This is a genomic window from Gordonia sp. Z-3, assembly GCF_036233855.1.
Taxonomy (GTDB): Bacteria; Actinomycetota; Actinomycetes; order Mycobacteriales; family Mycobacteriaceae; genus Gordonia; species Gordonia tangerina.
Genome location: NZ_JAZARS010000008.1, coordinates 93708 through 111881, shown reverse-complemented (window position 1 = coordinate 111881; position 18174 = coordinate 93708). Strand labels below are relative to the sequence as shown.

Sequence of the window (18174 nt, the reverse complement as noted above, 5' to 3'; positions counted from 1 at the left end):
CACGGTGCTGCCTTGGCCAACCTCAGCCGGCGGGAGCGGGCGCGGCAGGCGCCGGTTGGGCGCCATTCGCACCACCCTGTTCCTCGCCGATGCCGGCCTGGGCCCCACTGAGTTCCGACACCAGCCATCGCCCGTCCTCGTGGCGCAGATCTAGCCACAGCAGCATCAGACTCTTGCCACCTTCTGGGGCGATGGCGCTCTTGCCACTGACCTCCATCAGGACCGCCGTACGGGCGGAGTCGGTGTCGAAGGTCTCCACCGACACCGACTTGACCGCCGACTGGGCGTCCTGCAGGTTGAGTTGCTCGACGGCCTGCGCGGTATCGGACTGCTGCTGCTCGAGATGCTGTCTGAACTCGCCGGTCGACAACGGGCCGAGCAACTCCTTCATACTGCCGACACCGTCCTTGGTCATCGTGCTGACCAACTTCGTGACGAACTCCTCGGACGCGGCCTTGCTGCCATCGAAGGCGTCGAGTCGCTGTCGCTCCTGGTAGTAGCCCCACCCGAGCAGCGCCACCCCCACCACGGCCGCGATCACCACCACGACGGCGAGCACCTTGGCCAGTCCGGCAGTGGTGAAGGTCAGCGAGATCTGACGGGGTTGTGAGGTCGGCCCCGGTACCGCATCAGACGAATCGCGACTGTCGGCGCTGGGGCCGCCGGTGTCTGCGGTGCCACTGTCTGCGGTGCCACTGTCTGCGGTGCCACTGTCTGCGGTGCCACTGTCTGCGGTGCCACTGTCTGCGGCGCCGGAGTCGGCTGCCGACGACCCGGTCCCCGCCGCGCGATTTCGTGCGGACTTGTTTCGCGGTCGAGGCGGGGTCGGCGCGGTCTCGGCACCCCCGCTGTCGGAGTCCGGCTCGGGCACCTCGGGGGTGCGGTCGGGGTCAGTCGGCTTGTCCTGCTCGGTCATTCCTACTCTTCACGTCATTTGTCGAGCGGCACGGTCCGCGCGTTCGGGTCGAAATTCGGCGGCGGGCCGGCGGTGTCGTCGCCAGGCGGGCGCGGCGCATTGGCCGATCCGCGGATCTGCTGATTCGGATCTTCAGTGACACAGTACAGATTGGTCGGAACGCTCAGTTCCAGGATCTTGGTCGGGCGCACCGGGGTGACCGCGTAGTTGCAGCTCGGCCGTGGGTAGACCGATCCGAACGCCCACCATGCCCCGTCGTGGAACATGCTCAGACTCTTGATGCTCGCGTCCCGGATCGACGGCAACAGATTGGCGATCGCGGGCGCTCGCAACGCACCTTGGCGCGCGATGTCGACGAACTGGGCAAGGACGTCGGTGATCGGATCACGGATCTGGTTCATCGAACCGGTCAGACTCGTCAGCTGCGTGGGTCCCTGATCGAGCAACACCCGTAGCTCTTTGTCGGCGGCCACAGCAGCGTTGACGAGGGTACTCATCGAGTCGACCGTGGTGCCCAGATCGGGTTGGATGTCGGCCGTCGTCTTCAGGATGGTGCCGGTGTCGGAGATCAGTTTCGTGGTCTGCGGCAACACCCGGGCCAGATCGGCGAAGATCGTTCCACCGGAGACGAACAGCGATCGCAGAACGTTGTCGCCCGAACCATCCGCCCCGAGAGCCACCTCCAAGTTGTCGATGGCCGAACGCAATTCGACGGGATCGATCTGGTCGACGACATTGAGCGTCGCCTCCAGTGTCTGCGGGAACGGCGCGGTCACGCGAGTCTGGTTGATGGCGATCTCATCGCCGTTCACGAAGTACGGGCCGTCCGCCGTCGCGGGCTGGAAGTCCACGTACTGCTCGCCCGCCGCGGACAGCCCGAGCGCGGCCACCACCGCGTTGCGATTGATCTGGACGTCCTCGGCGATCTCGACGGTGACGTCCACCGATTCCGGTTGCACCCGGATCTGCTGGACATCACCGATCCGGGCGCCCCGCAAGGTGACTCCCGATGTCTCCTGCAGACCGCCGGAGTTCGGGAAGTGCACGGTCAACTGATAGGTGCCGCGGAACGGGTCCCAGCGCAACGCCCCGAAGGACAGATACGCCAAACCCACCACCATCACCAGGATCAGTCCGATGTTGTCGACCAGGATCGAATGCTTGCGCACCCAGGTGATCGGACCGGTCACCGCGCTCATCCGCAGCACCCCTTCGTTCCGGACAGTCGTGCCAGCAAGCGGGTCAGCGTCTGCTGCAACGACTCCGACGCCGAGTCGACGTCCTCCAACTCCGGCAGACGCGTCGCCGCGTCGAAACCGACGCCCGGATTGAGGTAGTACACCTTCGACGACAGCGCCGCCGCACTGCCCGGAGTCGCCTTCACCCATTTCGGGGTCAGCTCGGCCAGGTTGTCGGCCAGCGGACCCAAGGTCTTGGCGCCTTCACGCAAACCGCCGAGGGCGGTGTTCAGATTCGCCAGCAGTTCGACGAGGTTGCCGCCGTCGGACTGCAGGAAGTCGTTGGTGGCCGCCGTCACCTGATTGGTTTTGTCCAGCGTCGTCAGGATCTGGCCGATCTGGCCGTTGACCGCGTCCACGGCGGGACCGAGTTTGTCGATCGAGGCCATGATCTGAGCGCGGCCGGCGGCGAGCTGACCGGTCAGCACCTGGGTGTAGCGCATCGATTCGTCGACCCGGGCGGCGTTCTCGTTGAACTTGGTGATCGCGGTGGTCAATCCTTCGATCGAGCCGGACAGCGCATCGGGATTCGGGGCGACCGCATTGCTCAACTCGGTGAGGATCACCGTCAGCGAATTGAGCGATCCGCTGTCGACCACACCGGCCGTGCTGACCAGTAGGTCCTCGACTGTCGCGGCCGCCGACGTCGGGCCGGTCAGTTGGTCCCCGTCGCCGAGGTAGCCCTCCGGGCTACCCGGCGGTGGCAACAACGCGACGAACACGTCGCCGAGCGGGGTGGCCTGCCGTAGTTCGGCGCCGGTACCGACGGGCAATTTGGTCGCGGTCCCGACCTGCATCGTGACGATGGCGCTGTAGTTCTCCGCCTCGATCTCCGACACCTGCCCCACGTTCATGCCGTTGAGCTTCACCTTGGCGCGAGTGGGCAGGTTGAGCGCGTTGTCGAAGTCCGCGGTCAACGTGATGGAGTCACCGATGCCGCCGGGCGCCGGCAGCGGGATCTGCTCGACGGTCAGTCCGGGAACGACTCCGCATCCCGACATGGCCAGCGTGGCCGCAGCGGTGAACGCCACCACCCAGCGGCGCCCGATTCGGCGATCACGGCGCCACCCATGCACGGTCCGGAACGGACGCATCTGATCACGGCCGGTCATTTCGTGAGCTCCAGCATCGCCGAGAAGACCCCGAGGTCCGGACCGAAGTCCTTGAGTTGACCGGTGCGACAACCGTTCTTCTGCAGGTTGATCGCCTGACAGAACGTCGACACGAGTTCGGTGTCGATCAGCGACTTGTCGAGCAGGACCTGTGCGCGCCAGGCACCCTGTTCCGCCGAGACCGAATTGCTGAGGTTCTGGAACAGCAGCGGTGCGATGTCGATGGTCTCGACCACCTGACGGGAGAAGTCGCTCAGGTTGGCGGTCAACGCCGCGAGCCGTCCCGTCGACGAGCTGATGGTGCCGGAGTTGTTCTGCAGGAACTCCGACGTGTTCCGCAGCGTGGCATTGACGTCGGCCAGAGTGGCCTGTAGCCCCGGTGCCTGCCTACCCAGCATCTCCGCCACGTCGTTGATGGAGTTGGAGAAGGCGGTCATCTTGGGATAGTTGTCCACCAGCGTCGTGGTGAGCGCCTGAACGGTCCGGATGATGTCGACGAGCGCGTCCCCGTTGCCCGAGGCCACTTCGGCGGCCTTGCCCAGTTCGTCGAGGGCCACCCGCATCCGCTCACCGTTGCCACTCGTGATGCCCGAGGTGATGTCGATCATGTCGGCGATCGGCCCCTCACCGGGCGCATCCCCCGACAGCGACTCCATCAACCGGTCGATCGAGTCGAACAGCTCACCCACCGACACCGGGCTCTTGGTCTCGGGAATGACACCTCCGTCGGCGAGTTCTGGCCCCTCGGTGTAGGCCGGCGAGAGTTCGATGTGCCGCGTCGTCACGATGGACGTGTTCACAATGGCTGCGGTCGCGTCCGCTGGCACCGGCACGTCCTTGTCGACGGTGAAGGTAACCTTCACCCGGTTGCCCTGCTGCTGCACCGACGTCACCTGACCCACCGGCATCCCCAGCACGGCGACGTCGTTGCCTTCGTACAGCCCGGAGACATCGTCGAAGTACGCAGTGGCCTCGATCGCCGAGCCGAACGCGGCGGTCCACGACGCAGGGATCAGCGAGCAGCCGGACAGCCCGAGCACCGCCAACAACGAGACTGCGGTCAACGCCAGCGAGCGACGCATCCGGTTGGCACGCCCCCGCCTGGTGGTGATCAACATCCGTCCACCACCCGTGCGGTGCACAGCCAGTTGTCCGGGAAGATGCCCCACGGCAGATAGCCGTTCGCGTATGGACCGTCGCCCATGGTGTTGTTGGTGACCCGGGCCGTGACCGGCAGAATCTCGAGCATCTTGCGCAGATTCTCGCGGTTCTTCTCCAAGCCCTGCGACATCGTGTTGAGGTTGGCCATGATCGGTGCGAACTGATTGCCGTTCTCCGCGGCCACCGCACGCGCCTGCTCGGTGAGCTGGGCGATACCGTCGAGCATTCGGGTCACCAACGCCTCACGCGCGGCGATCTTCTCGGCCAGTTGCTGCCCCTGACCGACGATGATCGACAACTGCGCCTGACTGTCGTCGACGATCCCGGTGACCGCTTTGGTGTCACTGACCAATTGGTTGATCTGATCGCGGCGATTGGTGATCACCTTCGACATCTCGGTCAGCGAGTCGAGGGTCGGTTTGGTCACCGCGGGCGCTCCGGCCAGTTGCCGGTTGAGCGTCCGAATACTCTCCGACAGTTCCACATCGTCGATTCCGGCGATGATCGGTGTCCCCTCCTCGATCGTCTTCTGCAGGTCGTAGGGTACCCGGGTGTCGGTGATCCGCTCGCCGTCGAGTGGATCGGGTGAATCACCCAGCGACACATCGACATAGCGCTGCCCGAGCAGCGTCGACATCTTGATCTCCGCCGATCCGTTCGCGGTGACGTCGACATCCTGGTCCACCTTCATGGTGACGTCGACCTGATTGCCGGCGAGTTCGGTCGCGCTGACCTCACCGACGTCGATACCGGCCACCCGCACCTTGTCGCCCGGGCGGATTCCGCCTGCCTGGGCGAACTCACCGACATAGGTTTTCTTGCCGAGATGGGCCTGGGCGAGCCCGACCACACCGAGCGTCAACAGCACGATCACCACCGCGCCTATCGCCCCGTACCACATGCGCCGGTTCTCGTTGTAGTGGTTGCGCCATCGTCTCATCGGCACACCTCCGAGTGTTTCGTCCCGCCGATCTTGTTGATGATTCCCGGAGGGAACAGGACGTCGCCGATGGCGATGTCGAGATCGCAGGCGTAGATGTTCAGGTACGCGCCCTGCCCCTGCACCAGCGGGAAGTGGCCGAGGAAGATCGGCAGCTGCTGTGCCATGTTGTCGAGTTTCGCGCCGTTGGCGATGAGGGTGTCGGTGGCGGCGCGCGCGTTGTCGGCCGCGTCGGCGAGCGACGACCGGCTCTGCGCCAGGACATCACCGAAACCGGTTGCGGTCTCACCGATCTGCGACACCGACTGGCCGAACGCAGCCGAGTTGCTGTTCAGGTTCTCGATGAGGCTGCCGATGCTGTCGATCACGGTACTCACCTGACTGCCCTGCATCGCGAGATCGCGCATCACGCCGCTCAGATTGTCGATGATCGCGCCGATCACCGCGTCGCGGTCGGCCATGTCACTGGCGACCTGACCCACCTCGGCGACGGTGTAGCTCAGCGAGACCGCGTTGCCCTGGAATGCCTGCACCAGTCCTTCGGACAGCGCGTTGACCTGTTCGGGGTCGAGCGTCTCGAAGACCGGCTGAAAACCGGCGAGCAACTTGGTCACGTCGAAGGAGTCCTCGGAGGGTTGTTGCAAACTCGCACCGGCGGCCAACGGGGTACTCGGCTCATCCGGCACCAGCGTCAGGGACAGATACCGTTGCCCGATCAAGTTCTGATACCTGATCGCCGCCATCGTGTTGGTGAACACCGGCTGGTCGGTCTGCACCTCGAACGTGACACGGGCCCGCCCGTCGTCGAGGGCGATGTCGGACACCCGACCGACCCGCACCCCCGCCATCCGGACGTCGTCACCGGAGGCGAGTCCCGAGGCGTCGTTGAAGTAGGTGCTGTACGACGCCGTGTCGCCGGGCAGGGACCGTTCCAGCGTGGAGTAGATGATGTAGGTCAACAGCAGTGCGACGACCGCGAACAGCGAGAACCCGATGAGCGGTTTGCGGATACTGGCCTGGCCGTGACTCATCGGCCCCCTCCCTCGGCCTGTGCGGATTCGCCCGGTTCGGACTCACCCGGCTTGATGGTCGAGGACTGCACGAGTGGCCCCAGCATCAGCGTGTCCGCGGCGTTCGGTTGACGCTTGAGCGCCTCGGCCAACGTCAGATTGTCCGACGAGGTGCTCACCGCACCGAAGGTCTGTGCGGCACGCCGCATCCCGTCGGACGGGTAGATCAGCAGCGGCCCCGAGCTCGTCGGTCCGGTGCCGGTGCCCGGACCCTGACAGTTCGGTCCGCGCATGGTGCCGTACTCGCCGGCGTTGTAGACCGGGCAGTTCTGGCGTGTGTATCGCTGGAACGCACCGAAGTTCACGCCGATGTTCAGCTGGGGGTGCCCGTTGACGCCGGTGAACACCGTCAGCACCCGCGCAGCGAGGTTGTTCAGCGCGTCGAGCGCCTGCGGTAGCGATTCCGGCTCCAACACCGCGGCCCCGACGGTGCGATTGAGGTCGCGCACGACGCTCTTGCCGCGGTCGCCGTTGGCGGCGAACAACGCCTGGGTCTCGTCGAGCAGGCCCTGGCCGGCCGACAGCATCGCAGTGAGATCCTGCTGCTTCTCGGCTATGGTCATCGCCGGGATAACGCTGCGGCCCAGAGTGTCCAGGAGCTCGGGAGTGCTCTCCGACAATCCACGTACCGCATTGTCGAAGTTGTCGAAACCGCCAGGTGCACCGGGTGGGAACTGGGCGTTGATCTTCTGCCAGTAGTTGTCCAGCAGCGGCACGAATGCGCCGAACACCGCGCCACCGCCTTCGAGCGCGTCGGCGATCACCCCCAGTACCGACGCGAGGTCTTCCGGCGGCACCGCACGCAGCAGCGTGCGCAGCTCATTCTGCGCGTCCTGGAGTTTCAGCGTCGCCATCGATTCGTCGGCGGGGATGACGTCGCCGGAGGACAGGTGCTCGGTGCTCACGTCGGCGGGCCGGACCAGCTGCACCGAGTTCACACCGAAGAGGTTGGCGGGCACCGTACGCGCCGTGACGTTGGCCGGAATTCCCTCGGCCTGCGCGGGATCGACGTCGATCTCGACGTTCTTGTACTGCAGATTGCCCGGGCCGACCTCGTCGCTGAGTTCGATCGACTTCACCGATCCGACGATCAGACCGTTGTAGCGGACGTCGGCCTGCGTGATCAGTCCGTCGCCGACATCGGTCAGTTTCGCGGTGACGGGAACCGTGGAGGTGAACACACCCTGATAGCGCATGAACAGCAGCACGAACAGGATGAGCAACGCCACCAGAAAGGCGACCCCACGCAGGATGTACTGCACCAGCGAGGGATTCCTGCCGTCGGTGTCGATTTGCATCGGTCTCCCCCTAACCCGAGATCTGGATTCCGGGTGACGTGCCCCAGAACACCAGTGTCATGACCAGATTGGCGAAGACGATGACGATGATCGCCATCCGGATCGCGTGACCGGCCGCCACGCCCACCCCCTCGGGACCGCCCGACGCGAAGTATCCGTAGTAGCACTGGATGAACGTGGTCAGCAGCACGAACACAATCACCTTGACGAACGAGAAGGCCATGTCCCCGGACACCAGGAACTGGTTGAAGTAGTAGGTGTAGGTGCCCGCGCCCTGTCCACTCTGTACCTGGAACATCAGCTGACAGGCGATGTAGTTGGCGGCCAGCGACACTGCGTACAGCGGGACGATCGCCAGCACGGCCGCCGACATCCGCGTGGTGACCAGATACGGCAACGGCCGGATCGCGATGGACTCCAGCGCGTCGATCTCTTCGCTGATCCGCATCGAACCGAGCTGGGCGGTGAAGCGGCAGCCCGATTGCGCGGTGAACGCGGTCGCCGCCAGCAGCGGCGCGATCTCGCGTGTGGTCGCGAACGCCGAGAGCCCGCCGGTCACCGGCCCCATGCCCAGCAAGTTGAGGGCGGTGTAGCCCTCGATGCCGACCGTGGCTCCGCCCATGACCCCGAGGATCACCATCACCCCGACCGTGCCGCCGCCCACGACGATGGCTCCATTGCCCCATGCGACATCGGAGAGCAGGCGCCACACTTCCTTGCGGTAGTGGGTGAACGCGATGGGCACGGCACCGATCGACTTGACCAGGAACGTGATGAGGTGGCCCATCGCGGCCAGCCCGGAGCGCGGTCCGCGGTAGATCGATTTGGCGGCCTCCAGTGGCCGCAGGGCCGGCGGGACGTACCGTGATGCCGTCAACTCACACCACCTTCGCCGGGAAGAGCATCGCGAACAACTGCGTGAGCACGACGTTGACGGTGAACAGCAGCAGCACCGAGTTCACGACCGCGGCGTTCACGGAGTTCGCGACGCCGGCCGGCCCGCCCTTGGTGCTCAGACCACGGTCACAAGCGACAATCGCCACGATCGCGCCGAAGATGACGGCTTTGGCTATTGCGAACACCAGGTCGGAGACCGAGGCGAAGGCCGCGAACGTACCGGTGTAGCTACCCGGGGTACCACCCTGGAAATAAACGTTGAACACGTAGCCGGTGATGAACCCGACGAAGCAAACGAAGCCGCACAGCAGAAAACTCACCACCATCGTCGCCAGCAGACGTGGCGAGATGAGCCGCTGGATCGGGTTGACCCCCATCACCCGCATGGCATCGATCTCGTCGCGAATGGTGCGCGATCCCAGGTCGGCAGCGATCGCCGACCCCACCGCGCCGGCGAGCAACAGCGAGGTCACCAGGGGTGCGCCCTGCCGGATGACGCCGAGACCGGTGGCCGCGCCCGAGAACGAGGTGGCACCGATCTGCCCGGCGATGTTGGAAACCTGGATCGACACGATCACACCGATCGGGATGGCGACCAGAAACGTCGGGAACACCGAGGTGCTCGACATGAACGCACACTGCCGGATGAACTCACCGAACGGGAAACGGCGCTTGAAGATGTCCACGATCAGTACGCGGAACACCTCGACGAACATCCCCATCTGACGTCCGAACGTCGAACGACGCCAGCACGTGGTCACCGAACCACTTCCGTATCCCCCCGGCGCGTGCACGTGTTCCCTCGCCATTCGAGGTCACCGCGTCAGTAGTCACTCCCCTGCCCCTGCTGTCGGCTGCTTCCGTAGAAGGCTCGTCGTATCACATATATGTTCGGTGAAGGCACTGCTGCGTGCAGATGCTTTCACTCGTTCTCCCCCTCGAGGACGAACCCCCGGCCGGTAATATACCCCGCTTCGCCATCTCCGCTGTGCCACGGCTCACATTACCGATATCTGCGCCGCCATCACCGGCGACATACCTTGTGTTGGGTGACAGATCAGTCAGGGACTCCCGACACCATAACTGGGACGAGCGACCAAGGTGGCCAAAACACTCCCATCGAGGTGTCGACTGCGCCGTTCACCCCACCACGGACCGCTGCCGACATCACGGTCTGGGCGCCCACTGCGGCCTCGGTGACACTGCTGATCGGCGGAGACGTCGGTCAGGACGAGATCGAGGTGGGGCTCGTGCCGCTGTCGACGTCGCCGGGCTGGTGGGGCGCGGCACCGGGGTCGGCCGCCGCCTCGGCCACGAACTCCGCACCTGCGCGGTATCGGTTTCGCATCGACGGCCGCGACCCGGTGCCCGATCCGCGCGCGGTTCGACTACCCGACGGTGTACACGGCGCGGCCGAACTACACCGGCTCGACGAGTTCGGGTGGACCGATCACGATTGGGCTGGTCTCGACCTACGGGGTGCGGTGCTCTACGAACTGCACATCGGGACGTTCACCCCTGCCGGGACCTTCGACTCCGCAATCGAACAGCTGCCGCACCTGGTGGCGCTCGGCGTCGATGCGGTCGAGGTCATGCCCGTCAACGCGTTCAACGGCACACATGGCTGGGGCTACGACGGCGTCGCCTGGTACGCCGTCCACGAACCCTATGGCGGGCCGGATGGATTCGCGCGCTTCGTCGACGCCTGTCACGCCCTCGGCCTCGCTGTGGTCCTCGACGTGGTCTACAACCATCTCGGCCCGTCGGGGAACTACCTGCCCGAGTTCGGCCCCTATCTCACCAGCGGCACCAACAGCTGGGGATCATCGCTGAATCTGTCCGAACCGGATTCCGACGCCGTACGCGCCTACATCGTCGGCAACGCTCTGAGATGGCTGCGTGACTTCCATGTTGACGGCCTGCGGCTCGACGCCGTGCACGCGCTGATCGACCACCGCGCGCTTCACCTGCTCGAGGAGCTCGCGATCGCCACCGACGCACTCGCCGCCGAGCTGGGTCGACCGCTCACCCTGATCGCCGAGAGCGACCTCAACGACCCGCGGTTGATCATGCCGCGGGAGGTCGGGGGGTACGGGCTCGGTGCCCAGTGGGACGACGATATCCACCACGCGATCCACGCCACGGTCTCCGGCGAGCGACAAGGCTATTACGCCGACTTCGGCGGCCTCGACGGCCTGGCGAAGGTACTGACCGGGGGCTTCTTCCACGACGGCACCTACTCGTCGTTCCGGCGCCGACGACACGGTCGCCCGATCCCCACCGAGATCGTCGACGCCGACGCGCTGGTCGCCTACACGTGCAATCACGACCAGGTGGGCAACCGGGCGGTCGGCGACCGGCCATCGGCATACCTCGACGGCGGGCAACTGGCTATCAAGGCCGCACTGGTGCTGTTGTCGCCGTTCACCCCGATGCTGTTCATGGGCGAGGAATGGGCGGCCGACACCCCGTTCGCGTTTTTCACCTCACATCCGGAGCCCGAACTGGGCGAGGCCGTGCGCACCGGTCGGCGCAGCGAGTTCGCCGAGCACGGTTGGGATGCCGTCGATGTCCCCGATCCGCAGGATCCGGCGACATACGAGCGCTCCAAGCTCGACTGGTCCGAACCCACCGATGCCGGCCATGCCCGAATGTTGCAGTTCTATCGGGATGTGATCGCGCTGCGAAAGTCCACCGACGACCTGATCCGGGGCGACTTCGGTTCCGTGCGATGCACTTTCGATGCCGACGCGGGTTGGTTCGCGATGCTCCGCGGCTCATGGGCAGTGATCTGCCTACTCCGCGCAGACGAGGTGCCCGTGCCGATCGGGCTCGACCCGGTGCTGTGGTGGGACGAGGTGACGCCGATGGCCAGCGGGATACTCAGCGGTGGCCCCAACGTCGTGATCGGACGGCTGACCGACGTGGATCAGGTCAGGTAGTCATACGCCGGTGTGCCAGGTTCCAACCGCTCGCAGTGCAGGCGGGAATGGGCCATCCGGTCCATCAGGTCGGCGAGTCCGGCCGGCTCACCGAGTTCGATACCCACCAGCGCTGCGCCCGTTTCCCGGTTGTTGCGTTTGACGTATTCGAACAGGGTGATGTCGTCGTCGGGGCCGAGCACCTCGTCCAGGAAACGCCGCAGCGCGCCCGGTTCCTGCGGGAAGTCCACCAGGAAGTAGTGCTTGAGGCCGCGGTGTACCAGGGATCGCTCGATGATCTCGCCATAGCGCGAGACATCGTTGTTCCCACCCGAGATCAGGCACACCACGGTGGCATCCGACGGCAGCTGAAGCGACGACAACGCGGTCACCGCCAGGGCGCCCGCGGGCTCGGCGATGATGCCCTCATTCTGGTACAGCGCCAGCATCGTCGTGCAGATCGCCCCTTCGTCGACATGGGTGATGTGCGCGGTGCCCGGCGAGGTCACGTGGCGTGCCGACGCGTCGACGACCGGTACCGCCGCCGGCGACGCGACCCGTGACAGCACCGGATGGTCGGTGATCGTCGCCCCGAGTTGCGCCATCACGCGGTGACCGATGGACCCGATACGTTTGACCGCGGCGCCGTCGACGAACGGATCGATCGTCTCCAGGGTGACCGGCTCCCCAGCGGCGAGCGCGGCACTCAAGGAGACCGCTCCGGTGGGCTCCACTCCGACGATGGCCACATCGTCGGACAGCGACCGCAGATACGTCGCCATGCCGGCGAGACAGCCGCCGCCGCCGACCGGCGCGACCACCACGTCGGGGACCGCACCGAGCTGTTCGACGATCTCATGGGCGATCGTGCCCTGCCCGGCCGCCGTCCGCGGATCGTCGAACGCGTGGATCCACGAGGCGCCCGTACGGATCACGTCCGCCTGCGCGGCTGCCGCAGCGGCGTCGTAGGTTTCTCCGACGGCGAGTAGCTCCACATAGTCGCCGCCGTGCCAGCGAATTCGGTCACGCTTCTGTTTGGGCGTGGTGGTCGGTACGTAGATCCGACCGGGCACGCGCATCGACCGGCAGGCGAAGGCGACACCTTGCGCATGGTTCCCGGCGCTGGCGGCGACCACCCCGCGGGCGAGCTCGGTGTCCGACAGCTGCGCCATCACGTTGTACGCACCGCGGATCTTGTAGGAGCGAACCGTCTGCAGGTCTTCACGTTTGAGCAGAACCCGGGCGCCCGCGGCCGCGGAGATGCGCGGCGCGTCCTCCAGCGGGGTGCGGGCCACCGCGTCGGCGATCCGCGCGACCGAGGCGCTGACGGCATCACCGGTCAGTGCGTGGTCGTGCTGATGAACCGGCGCCTGCTGAGTACTCACGATCTCCATGCTCTCACCTGCCGCGATCAGCGGCGCGGGGGAGGTCGGGCCACTACACTGCACGACAGGGGATCGACCAGATCGCCTCTTCGGGATACGTTCGATGGCGTCGGCTCAGGTCGACGCTGCCCGACCGGGGTGGCCACCATCGACGCGGAGGTCGACATGTTCGGACACGCTCACTCGAATCCTGCTCCCCCCGCCCGATCAGCCCCGGCGCCACGCTCGTCGCACCACTCGCGACGACGCCGTCAGATGATCTGCGCGGTTGCCGTCGGCACCCTGGCCGCCGGGCTGATCACCGCACTCACCCCGGCGAGCGCGTCGGCCGCTCCGGTGTGTCCGGGCGCCGGGCAGGCACCGCGCGTGGTGGGCACCGTACCCGGCGCCGCACTGGAAGGTCTGACGGTCGACCGGGCCGGTCGGCTCTACACCACAGATCTGATCTCGGGCAGGGTATTTCGCCTGTCGTCGCCGGGCGCGCCGGCCGTGCCGATCGCCCGCGTTCCCGACGGTGGGGCCGGCGCACTGGCCTGGGCTCGCGACGGGGCACTCCTGGTCGGCTACGGAGCCGACGCCCGGGTCATCGTGGGTGACGCCCTGCGCCATGCCGGGATAGCGCGGATCGACGTCGGCACCCGGACCCTGCGACCGTGGGTGCGTGGGTTCTCGGCCGCCAACGGCATGGATGTCGCGGGCAATGGGATCGTCTATGCCACCAACGACTTCGGCAATCTGATCGGACGGGCGTATCCGAACGGCGTGGTGCAGGCGGACTGGGGTTCGCTACCGAGCGCCAACGGCGCCGTGCTGAGTCGTGACGATCGGTGGCTCTATGTCTCGCGAACCTTCGTCAATCCCGGCGTGAGCCGGATCTCGACGTCGAATCCGCGGGTTGTGCAGAGTCTGCTGAACCTGGGCGGCGACATCGCGGCCACCCCGGATGGCTTGACCCTGGACTCCCGGAACAGGCCGGTGGTGCCTTTCAATGCGGCCGGCCAGGTCGTACGGATCACCTCGCCGGGACGGTACTGCGTCCTCGGATCAGGGATGCCACTGTCGAGTGTGGTCTCCTACGGCCGCGGGGACCGCGGCTTCTCCGCGGGACGGCTGTTCCGGGCCGGATTCGACGGACGAATCTATGAGGTGCCCGGCGGATTCGATCGTGGTGCGACCGCCGCGTACCCCGGTCGCTGACCGCGCCGCGGTCGGCTATACCCCGCGACGGTGCGAGAACCAGATCCGCTCTCCCCACCAGGTGGCGAGCAGCACGGCCGCCGACGTCCAGGCGACGACGAGTCCGGAGCCGGTGAGCGCGAACACGAGCACCGCGACGACGACGGCGAGCAGCACCGCATGCAGTTTGTGGACCGGCCAGCGCACCCCGGCGACCTCGACGGTCGGCGTCGGCGTGTGCCGCGCCTCGGAACGCACTTCGACAAACGCGGTCGGATTCGCTGCGGTCATCGTCACTCCTCGCGGTCGGCGGTGATCATGGGCTGGATGATCTCCACTGTCCCGAGTGTAGCGCGAAGTGAACTCAAATGTTCGGGCACCCGAACATTGCCGTTGGGGCCGCCTACTGCCCCAGGCAACTGGGCCCGAGCAACGCCTTGAGATCGCCCATCAACGCCGAACTCGGGCTGACCCGCAGCGCCTCGGTCAGCCGCAGGACCGTGGACCGCTGTTCGCTGACCAACGTGACGTGCACGTCCGCGGTACCCGGGTGGCGGGACAGCACCTGTTTGAGTGCCTGCACACGGTCCGGGGTGCAGATACGTGCGCTGAGCGTCAAGGCCACGGGTTTCGCCGTCCCGACGGCAGCCAGATCGGGTACCGCGAGATCGTTGGCGCTGATCATCGTGGAATCGTCACGCACGTTGACCCGCGCCTTGATCAGCACGATGTTGTCGGGGACGATGTCCATCCCGTACACGGAGAACGAGCGCGGGAAGAAGTAGACCTCGACACCGCCGACCATGTCTTCGAGGGTCACCACCGCATACGGCTCGCCCTTCTTGTTCACCCGCCGGTTGACCGCCGAGATGATGCCGCCGATGGTGATCTGCGCCCCGTCGGGCACCGTCCCCTCCAACAGCTGGGTGATCGACGTGTCGGTCTGCGCGGCGATGGCGTGCGCGACACCGGCGAGCGGGTGGTCGGACACGTACAGACCGAGCATCTCGCGTTCGAGAGCGAGTTTGTGCTTGGACTCCCACTCCTCGTCGGGGATCTTGACCGCGAACACCTCCGCCATCGAGTCATCCGCGCCCCCGGCATCGCCGAAGAGGTCGAACTGGCCGATGGCCTCGGCCTTCTTGGTGCCGATCACCGATTCGACCGCGTCGCTGTGGACGAGGAACAACCCCTTGCGCGGATGGTTGAGCGAGTCGAAAGCACCCGCCTTGATCAGCGACTCGGTGACCTTCTTGCTGCAGGCGGTCACGTCGATCTTGCCGAGGTAATCGGAGAAGCTGGTGAACTTTCCCTTCTCGTCGCGCGCTGCGAGGATCGAGGACACCACGCCGGTGCCGACGTTGCGCACCGCGGCGAGACCGAAGCGGATGTCACCGCCGACGGCACCGAAGTTGCGCTGCGACTCGTTGACGTCCGGCGGGAGCACGGTGATGCCGAGTTTGCGGCAATCCGACAGGTAGATCGCGGCCTTGTCCTTGTCGTCGCCCACAGAGGTGAGCAGACCGGCCATGTACTCGGCGGGGTAGTTCGCCTTGAGATAGGCGGTCCAGAAGGAGACCAGCCCGTAGCCGGCGGCGTGCGACTTGTTGAACGCATACCCGGCGAACGGGAGGATCGTGTCCCAAAGCGCCTTGATCGCGGCCGAGGAGAAGCCGTTGGACTTCATCCCCTCCTCGAAGCCCTCGAATTCGGCGGCGAGGACCTCGGCCTTCTTCTTGCCCATCGCGCGGCGCAGGATGTCGGCTCGGCCGAGCGAGTACCCGGCCACCTTCTGCGCGATCTGCATGATCTGCTCTTGGTAGACGATCAGGCCGTAGGTGTCGGCCAGGATCTCCTTGAGCGGTTCCTCGAGTTCCGGGTGGATCGGCTTGACCTGTTGGCGCCCGTTCTTGCGGTCGGCGTAGTCGTTGTGGGCGTTCATGCCCATCGGGCCGGGGCGATACAGCGCCAACACGGCGACGATGTCCTCGAATCCGGTGGGCTGCATACGTTTCAGGAGTTCACGCATGGCGCCGCCGTCGAGCTGGAACACACCGAGGGTGTCACCACGGGCCAACAGTTCGTAGGTCTTGGGGTCGTCGAGGGGCGCCGCATCGAGGTCGAGGTCGATGCCGCGGTTGGTCTTGATGTTCTCGATCGCGTCACCGATGACGGTGAGGTTGCGCAGCCCGAGGAAGTCCATCTTCAGCAGGCCTATCGCCTCACACGACGGGTAATCCCAGCCGGTGATGATCGCGCCGTCCTGTGCACGCTTCCACACCGGAATGGCGTCGGTGAGCGGCTCCGAGGACATGATCACCGCGCAGGCGTGCACGCCGGCGTTGCGGATCAGTCCCTCGAGACCGAGCGCGGTGTCGTAGATCTTCTTGACATCCGGGTCGGTCTCGATGAGGGTGCGGACCTCGGTGGCCTCGGCGTAGCGCTCGTGATCCGGGTCGGTGATGCCCCAGACCGGGATGTCCTTGGCCATGATGGGCGGCGGCAACGCCTTGGTGATGCGGTCGGCGATCGCGAAGCCGGGCTGGCCGAACTGGACGCGAGCGGAGTCCTTCAACGCCGCTTTCGTTTTGATGGTGCCGAAGGTGATGACCTGGGCGACCTTGTCACTGCCCCACCGGTCGGTGGCATACCGCACCATCTCACCGCGGCGACGGTCGTCGAAGTCGATGTCGATATCGGGCATCGACACACGTTCGGGATTGAGGAATCGCTCGAACAGCAGCCCGTGCGGGATCGGGTCGATGTTGGTGATGCCCAGCGCCCACGCGACCAGCGAACCGGCCGCCGAACCGCGCCCGGGGCCCACCCGGATGCCGACCTCGAGAGCGTGCTGGATGAGGTCGCCGACGACGAGGAAGTACGCCGGGAAACCCATCTGGATGATGACGTCGAGCTCGTAGTTGGCCCGACGCTGGTATTCCTCGGGCACCTCGGTGCCCGCGAAACGGGTCTCGGCGAGGCCCTTGGCGACCTCTTTGCGGAGCCAGGTCTGCTGCGATTCACCTTCTGGGACCGGGAAGATGGGCATCCGGTCGCGGTGGGTGAACACATCGGCGTAGCTCTGCACGCGCTCGCCGATCTCGACCGACGAGTCGCACCCACCCGGGACCATGGAGTCCCACAGTTCACGCATCTCGGCAGGTGACTTCAGGTAGTAGCCGTCGCCGTCGAACTTGAATCGGGTGGGATCGGACAGCGTCTTGCCGGTCTGCACGCACAGCAAGGCCTCGTGGCTCTTGGCGTGTTCCTGCGTGACGTAGTGGCAGTCGTTGGTGACCAGCGGCTTGATGCCGAGCTTGCGGCCGATGTCGAGCAGACCGTCGCGAACCCGTCGCTCGATCTCCAGACCGTGTTCCATCAGCTCGAGATAGAAGTTCTCCTTGCCGAAGATCTCCTGCCACTTCGCCGCGGCCTCGAGGGCCTCACGTTCGTGCCCGAGTCGCAGCCGGGTCTGCACCTCACCCGACGGGCAGCCGGTGGTGGCGATGATGCCCTCGGCGTATTGCGCGATCAGGTCGGCATCCATGCGCGACCATTTGCCCAGCTGCCCCTCGATCGACGCCAGCGACGACAGCTTGAACAGATTGCGCAGACCGGTCGCATTCTCGGCGACCATCGTCATGTGCGTGTAGGCACCGCTACCGGAGACGTCGTCGGACTTCTGGTCGCGGGTGCCCCAGGTGACGCGCTTGGTGTTGAACCGCGACTCGGGGGCGACGTAGGCCTCGATGCCGATGATCGGCTTGATGTCGTTGCTCACCGCGGTGTTGTAGAACTCGCTCGCACCGAACATGTTGCCGTGGTCGGTCATCCCGATTGCCGTCATGCCGAGGCGTTTGGCCTCGGCGAACAGCGGCGACACCTTCGCGGCACCGTCGAGCATCGAGTACTCGGTGTGGTTGTGCAGGTGCACGAACGAATCGGCCACGGACGTCTCTCACCTCTGATGTTCGCTGACGTGTCGGTGCGCTTCGAACACGTCCGGTGTGTGCACCGCACGGTCTGAAGAAGCGTCCCCAACTCTATGTCCACGCCCCGA

General features: G+C 65.8%; 13 protein-coding genes and 1 pseudogene. 2 read left to right on the top strand and 12 right to left on the bottom strand.

What is annotated here, in order from left to right:
* Positions 1 to 22: 22 nt before the first annotated feature.
* From VX037_RS11275 to VX037_RS11235, 9 genes and pseudogenes are all read right to left on the bottom strand, one after another.
* Positions 23 to 916: a hypothetical protein gene (locus VX037_RS11275; protein ID WP_328714255.1), complete on the bottom strand. Its 894-nt coding sequence runs from the start codon at positions 914 to 916 to the stop codon at positions 23 to 25.
* 14 nt (positions 917 to 930) lie between these two features.
* Positions 931 to 2115, bottom strand: a complete 1185-nt coding sequence (locus VX037_RS11270; protein ID WP_328714253.1) for an MlaD family protein — start codon at positions 2113 to 2115, stop codon at positions 931 to 933.
* The gene (locus VX037_RS11265; protein ID WP_442903662.1) at positions 2112 to 3248 is read right to left on the bottom strand and encodes an MlaD family protein; all 1137 of its coding nucleotides are present in this window, start codon (positions 3246 to 3248) and stop codon (positions 2112 to 2114) included. Before VX037_RS11265 ends, VX037_RS11270 begins: the two co-directional genes overlap by 4 nt.
* Positions 3249 to 3262: 14 nt before the next feature.
* A complete protein-coding gene (locus tag VX037_RS11260; protein WP_328714251.1) occupies positions 3263 to 4384 on the bottom strand; it encodes an MlaD family protein in 1122 nt (373 codons plus the stop codon).
* A complete protein-coding gene (locus VX037_RS11255) occupies positions 4378 to 5367 on the bottom strand; it encodes an MCE family protein (protein ID WP_328714249.1) in 990 nt (329 codons plus the stop codon). The genes VX037_RS11260 and VX037_RS11255 overlap by 7 nt, the downstream gene beginning before the upstream one ends.
* On the bottom strand, positions 5364 to 6398 hold the full coding sequence (locus VX037_RS11250) for an MCE family protein (RefSeq protein WP_266061013.1): 1035 nt from the start codon (positions 6396 to 6398) through the stop codon (positions 5364 to 5366). Before VX037_RS11250 ends, VX037_RS11255 begins: the two co-directional genes overlap by 4 nt.
* Positions 6395 to 7735 (bottom strand): MlaD family protein, encoded by a 1341-nt coding sequence (locus tag VX037_RS11245; protein WP_328714247.1) that lies wholly within the window; start codon positions 7733 to 7735, stop codon positions 6395 to 6397. Before VX037_RS11245 ends, VX037_RS11250 begins: the two co-directional genes overlap by 4 nt.
* A 10-nt stretch (positions 7736 to 7745) precedes the next feature.
* Positions 7746 to 8612 carry an MlaE family ABC transporter permease gene (locus VX037_RS11240; RefSeq protein ID WP_266061009.1) on the bottom strand — a complete coding sequence of 289 codons (867 nt, stop codon included), beginning with the start codon at positions 8610 to 8612 and terminating at the stop codon, positions 7746 to 7748.
* A gap of 1 nt (position 8613) precedes the next feature.
* Positions 8614 to 9466: pseudogene (locus VX037_RS11235) on the bottom strand (MlaE family ABC transporter permease).
* A gap of 290 nt (positions 9467 to 9756) precedes the next feature.
* Here VX037_RS11235 and treZ point away from each other — a divergent pair.
* Positions 9757 to 11574: a malto-oligosyltrehalose trehalohydrolase gene (gene treZ / locus VX037_RS11230; protein WP_328714245.1), complete on the top strand. Its 1818-nt coding sequence runs from the start codon at positions 9757 to 9759 to the stop codon at positions 11572 to 11574.
* Here treZ and ilvA read toward each other — a convergent pair.
* Entirely contained in the window at positions 11562 to 12947 is a 1386-nt protein-coding gene (gene ilvA / locus VX037_RS11225; RefSeq protein WP_287015028.1) for a threonine ammonia-lyase IlvA, read from the bottom strand. The genes treZ and ilvA overlap by 13 nt on opposite strands.
* A 246-nt stretch (positions 12948 to 13193) precedes the next feature.
* Between ilvA and VX037_RS11220 the strand changes: the two genes are divergently transcribed.
* Entirely contained in the window at positions 13194 to 14135 is a 942-nt protein-coding gene (locus tag VX037_RS11220) for an SMP-30/gluconolactonase/LRE family protein (protein WP_266061145.1), read from the top strand.
* A 15-nt stretch (positions 14136 to 14150) separates the two neighbouring features.
* On the opposite strand, the gene VX037_RS11215 is transcribed toward VX037_RS11220, so the two are convergent.
* A complete protein-coding gene (locus VX037_RS11215; RefSeq protein WP_235723192.1) occupies positions 14151 to 14405 on the bottom strand; it encodes a hypothetical protein in 255 nt (84 codons plus the stop codon).
* Between the two features lie 112 nt (positions 14406 to 14517).
* The gene (gene dnaE, locus VX037_RS11210; protein WP_235723193.1) at positions 14518 to 18063 is read right to left on the bottom strand and encodes a DNA polymerase III subunit alpha; all 3546 of its coding nucleotides are present in this window, start codon (positions 18061 to 18063) and stop codon (positions 14518 to 14520) included.
* Positions 18064 to 18174 lie beyond the last annotated feature (111 nt).

Coding starts and splice junctions, on each gene's coding strand:
- VX037_RS11275 (WP_328714255.1), bottom strand. CDS start 916: ATGACCGAGCAGGACAAGCCGACTGACCCCGACCGCACCCCCGAGGTG.
- VX037_RS11270 (WP_328714253.1), bottom strand. CDS start 2,115: ATGAGCGCGGTGACCGGTCCGATCACCTGGGTGCGCAAGCATTCGATC.
- VX037_RS11265 (WP_442903662.1), bottom strand. CDS start 3,248: ATGCGTCCGTTCCGGACCGTGCATGGGTGGCGCCGTGATCGCCGAATC.
- VX037_RS11260 (WP_328714251.1), bottom strand. CDS start 4,384: ATGTTGATCACCACCAGGCGGGGGCGTGCCAACCGGATGCGTCGCTCG.
- VX037_RS11255 (WP_328714249.1), bottom strand. CDS start 5,367: ATGAGACGATGGCGCAACCACTACAACGAGAACCGGCGCATGTGGTAC.
- VX037_RS11250 (WP_266061013.1), bottom strand. CDS start 6,398: ATGAGTCACGGCCAGGCCAGTATCCGCAAACCGCTCATCGGGTTCTCG.
- VX037_RS11245 (WP_328714247.1), bottom strand. CDS start 7,735: ATGCAAATCGACACCGACGGCAGGAATCCCTCGCTGGTGCAGTACATC.
- ilvA (WP_287015028.1), bottom strand. CDS start 12,947: ATGGAGATCGTGAGTACTCAGCAGGCGCCGGTTCATCAGCACGACCAC.
- VX037_RS11220 (WP_266061145.1), top strand. CDS start 13,194: ATGATCTGCGCGGTTGCCGTCGGCACCCTGGCCGCCGGGCTGATCACC.
- VX037_RS11215 (WP_235723192.1), bottom strand. CDS start 14,405: ATGACCGCAGCGAATCCGACCGCGTTTGTCGAAGTGCGTTCCGAGGCG.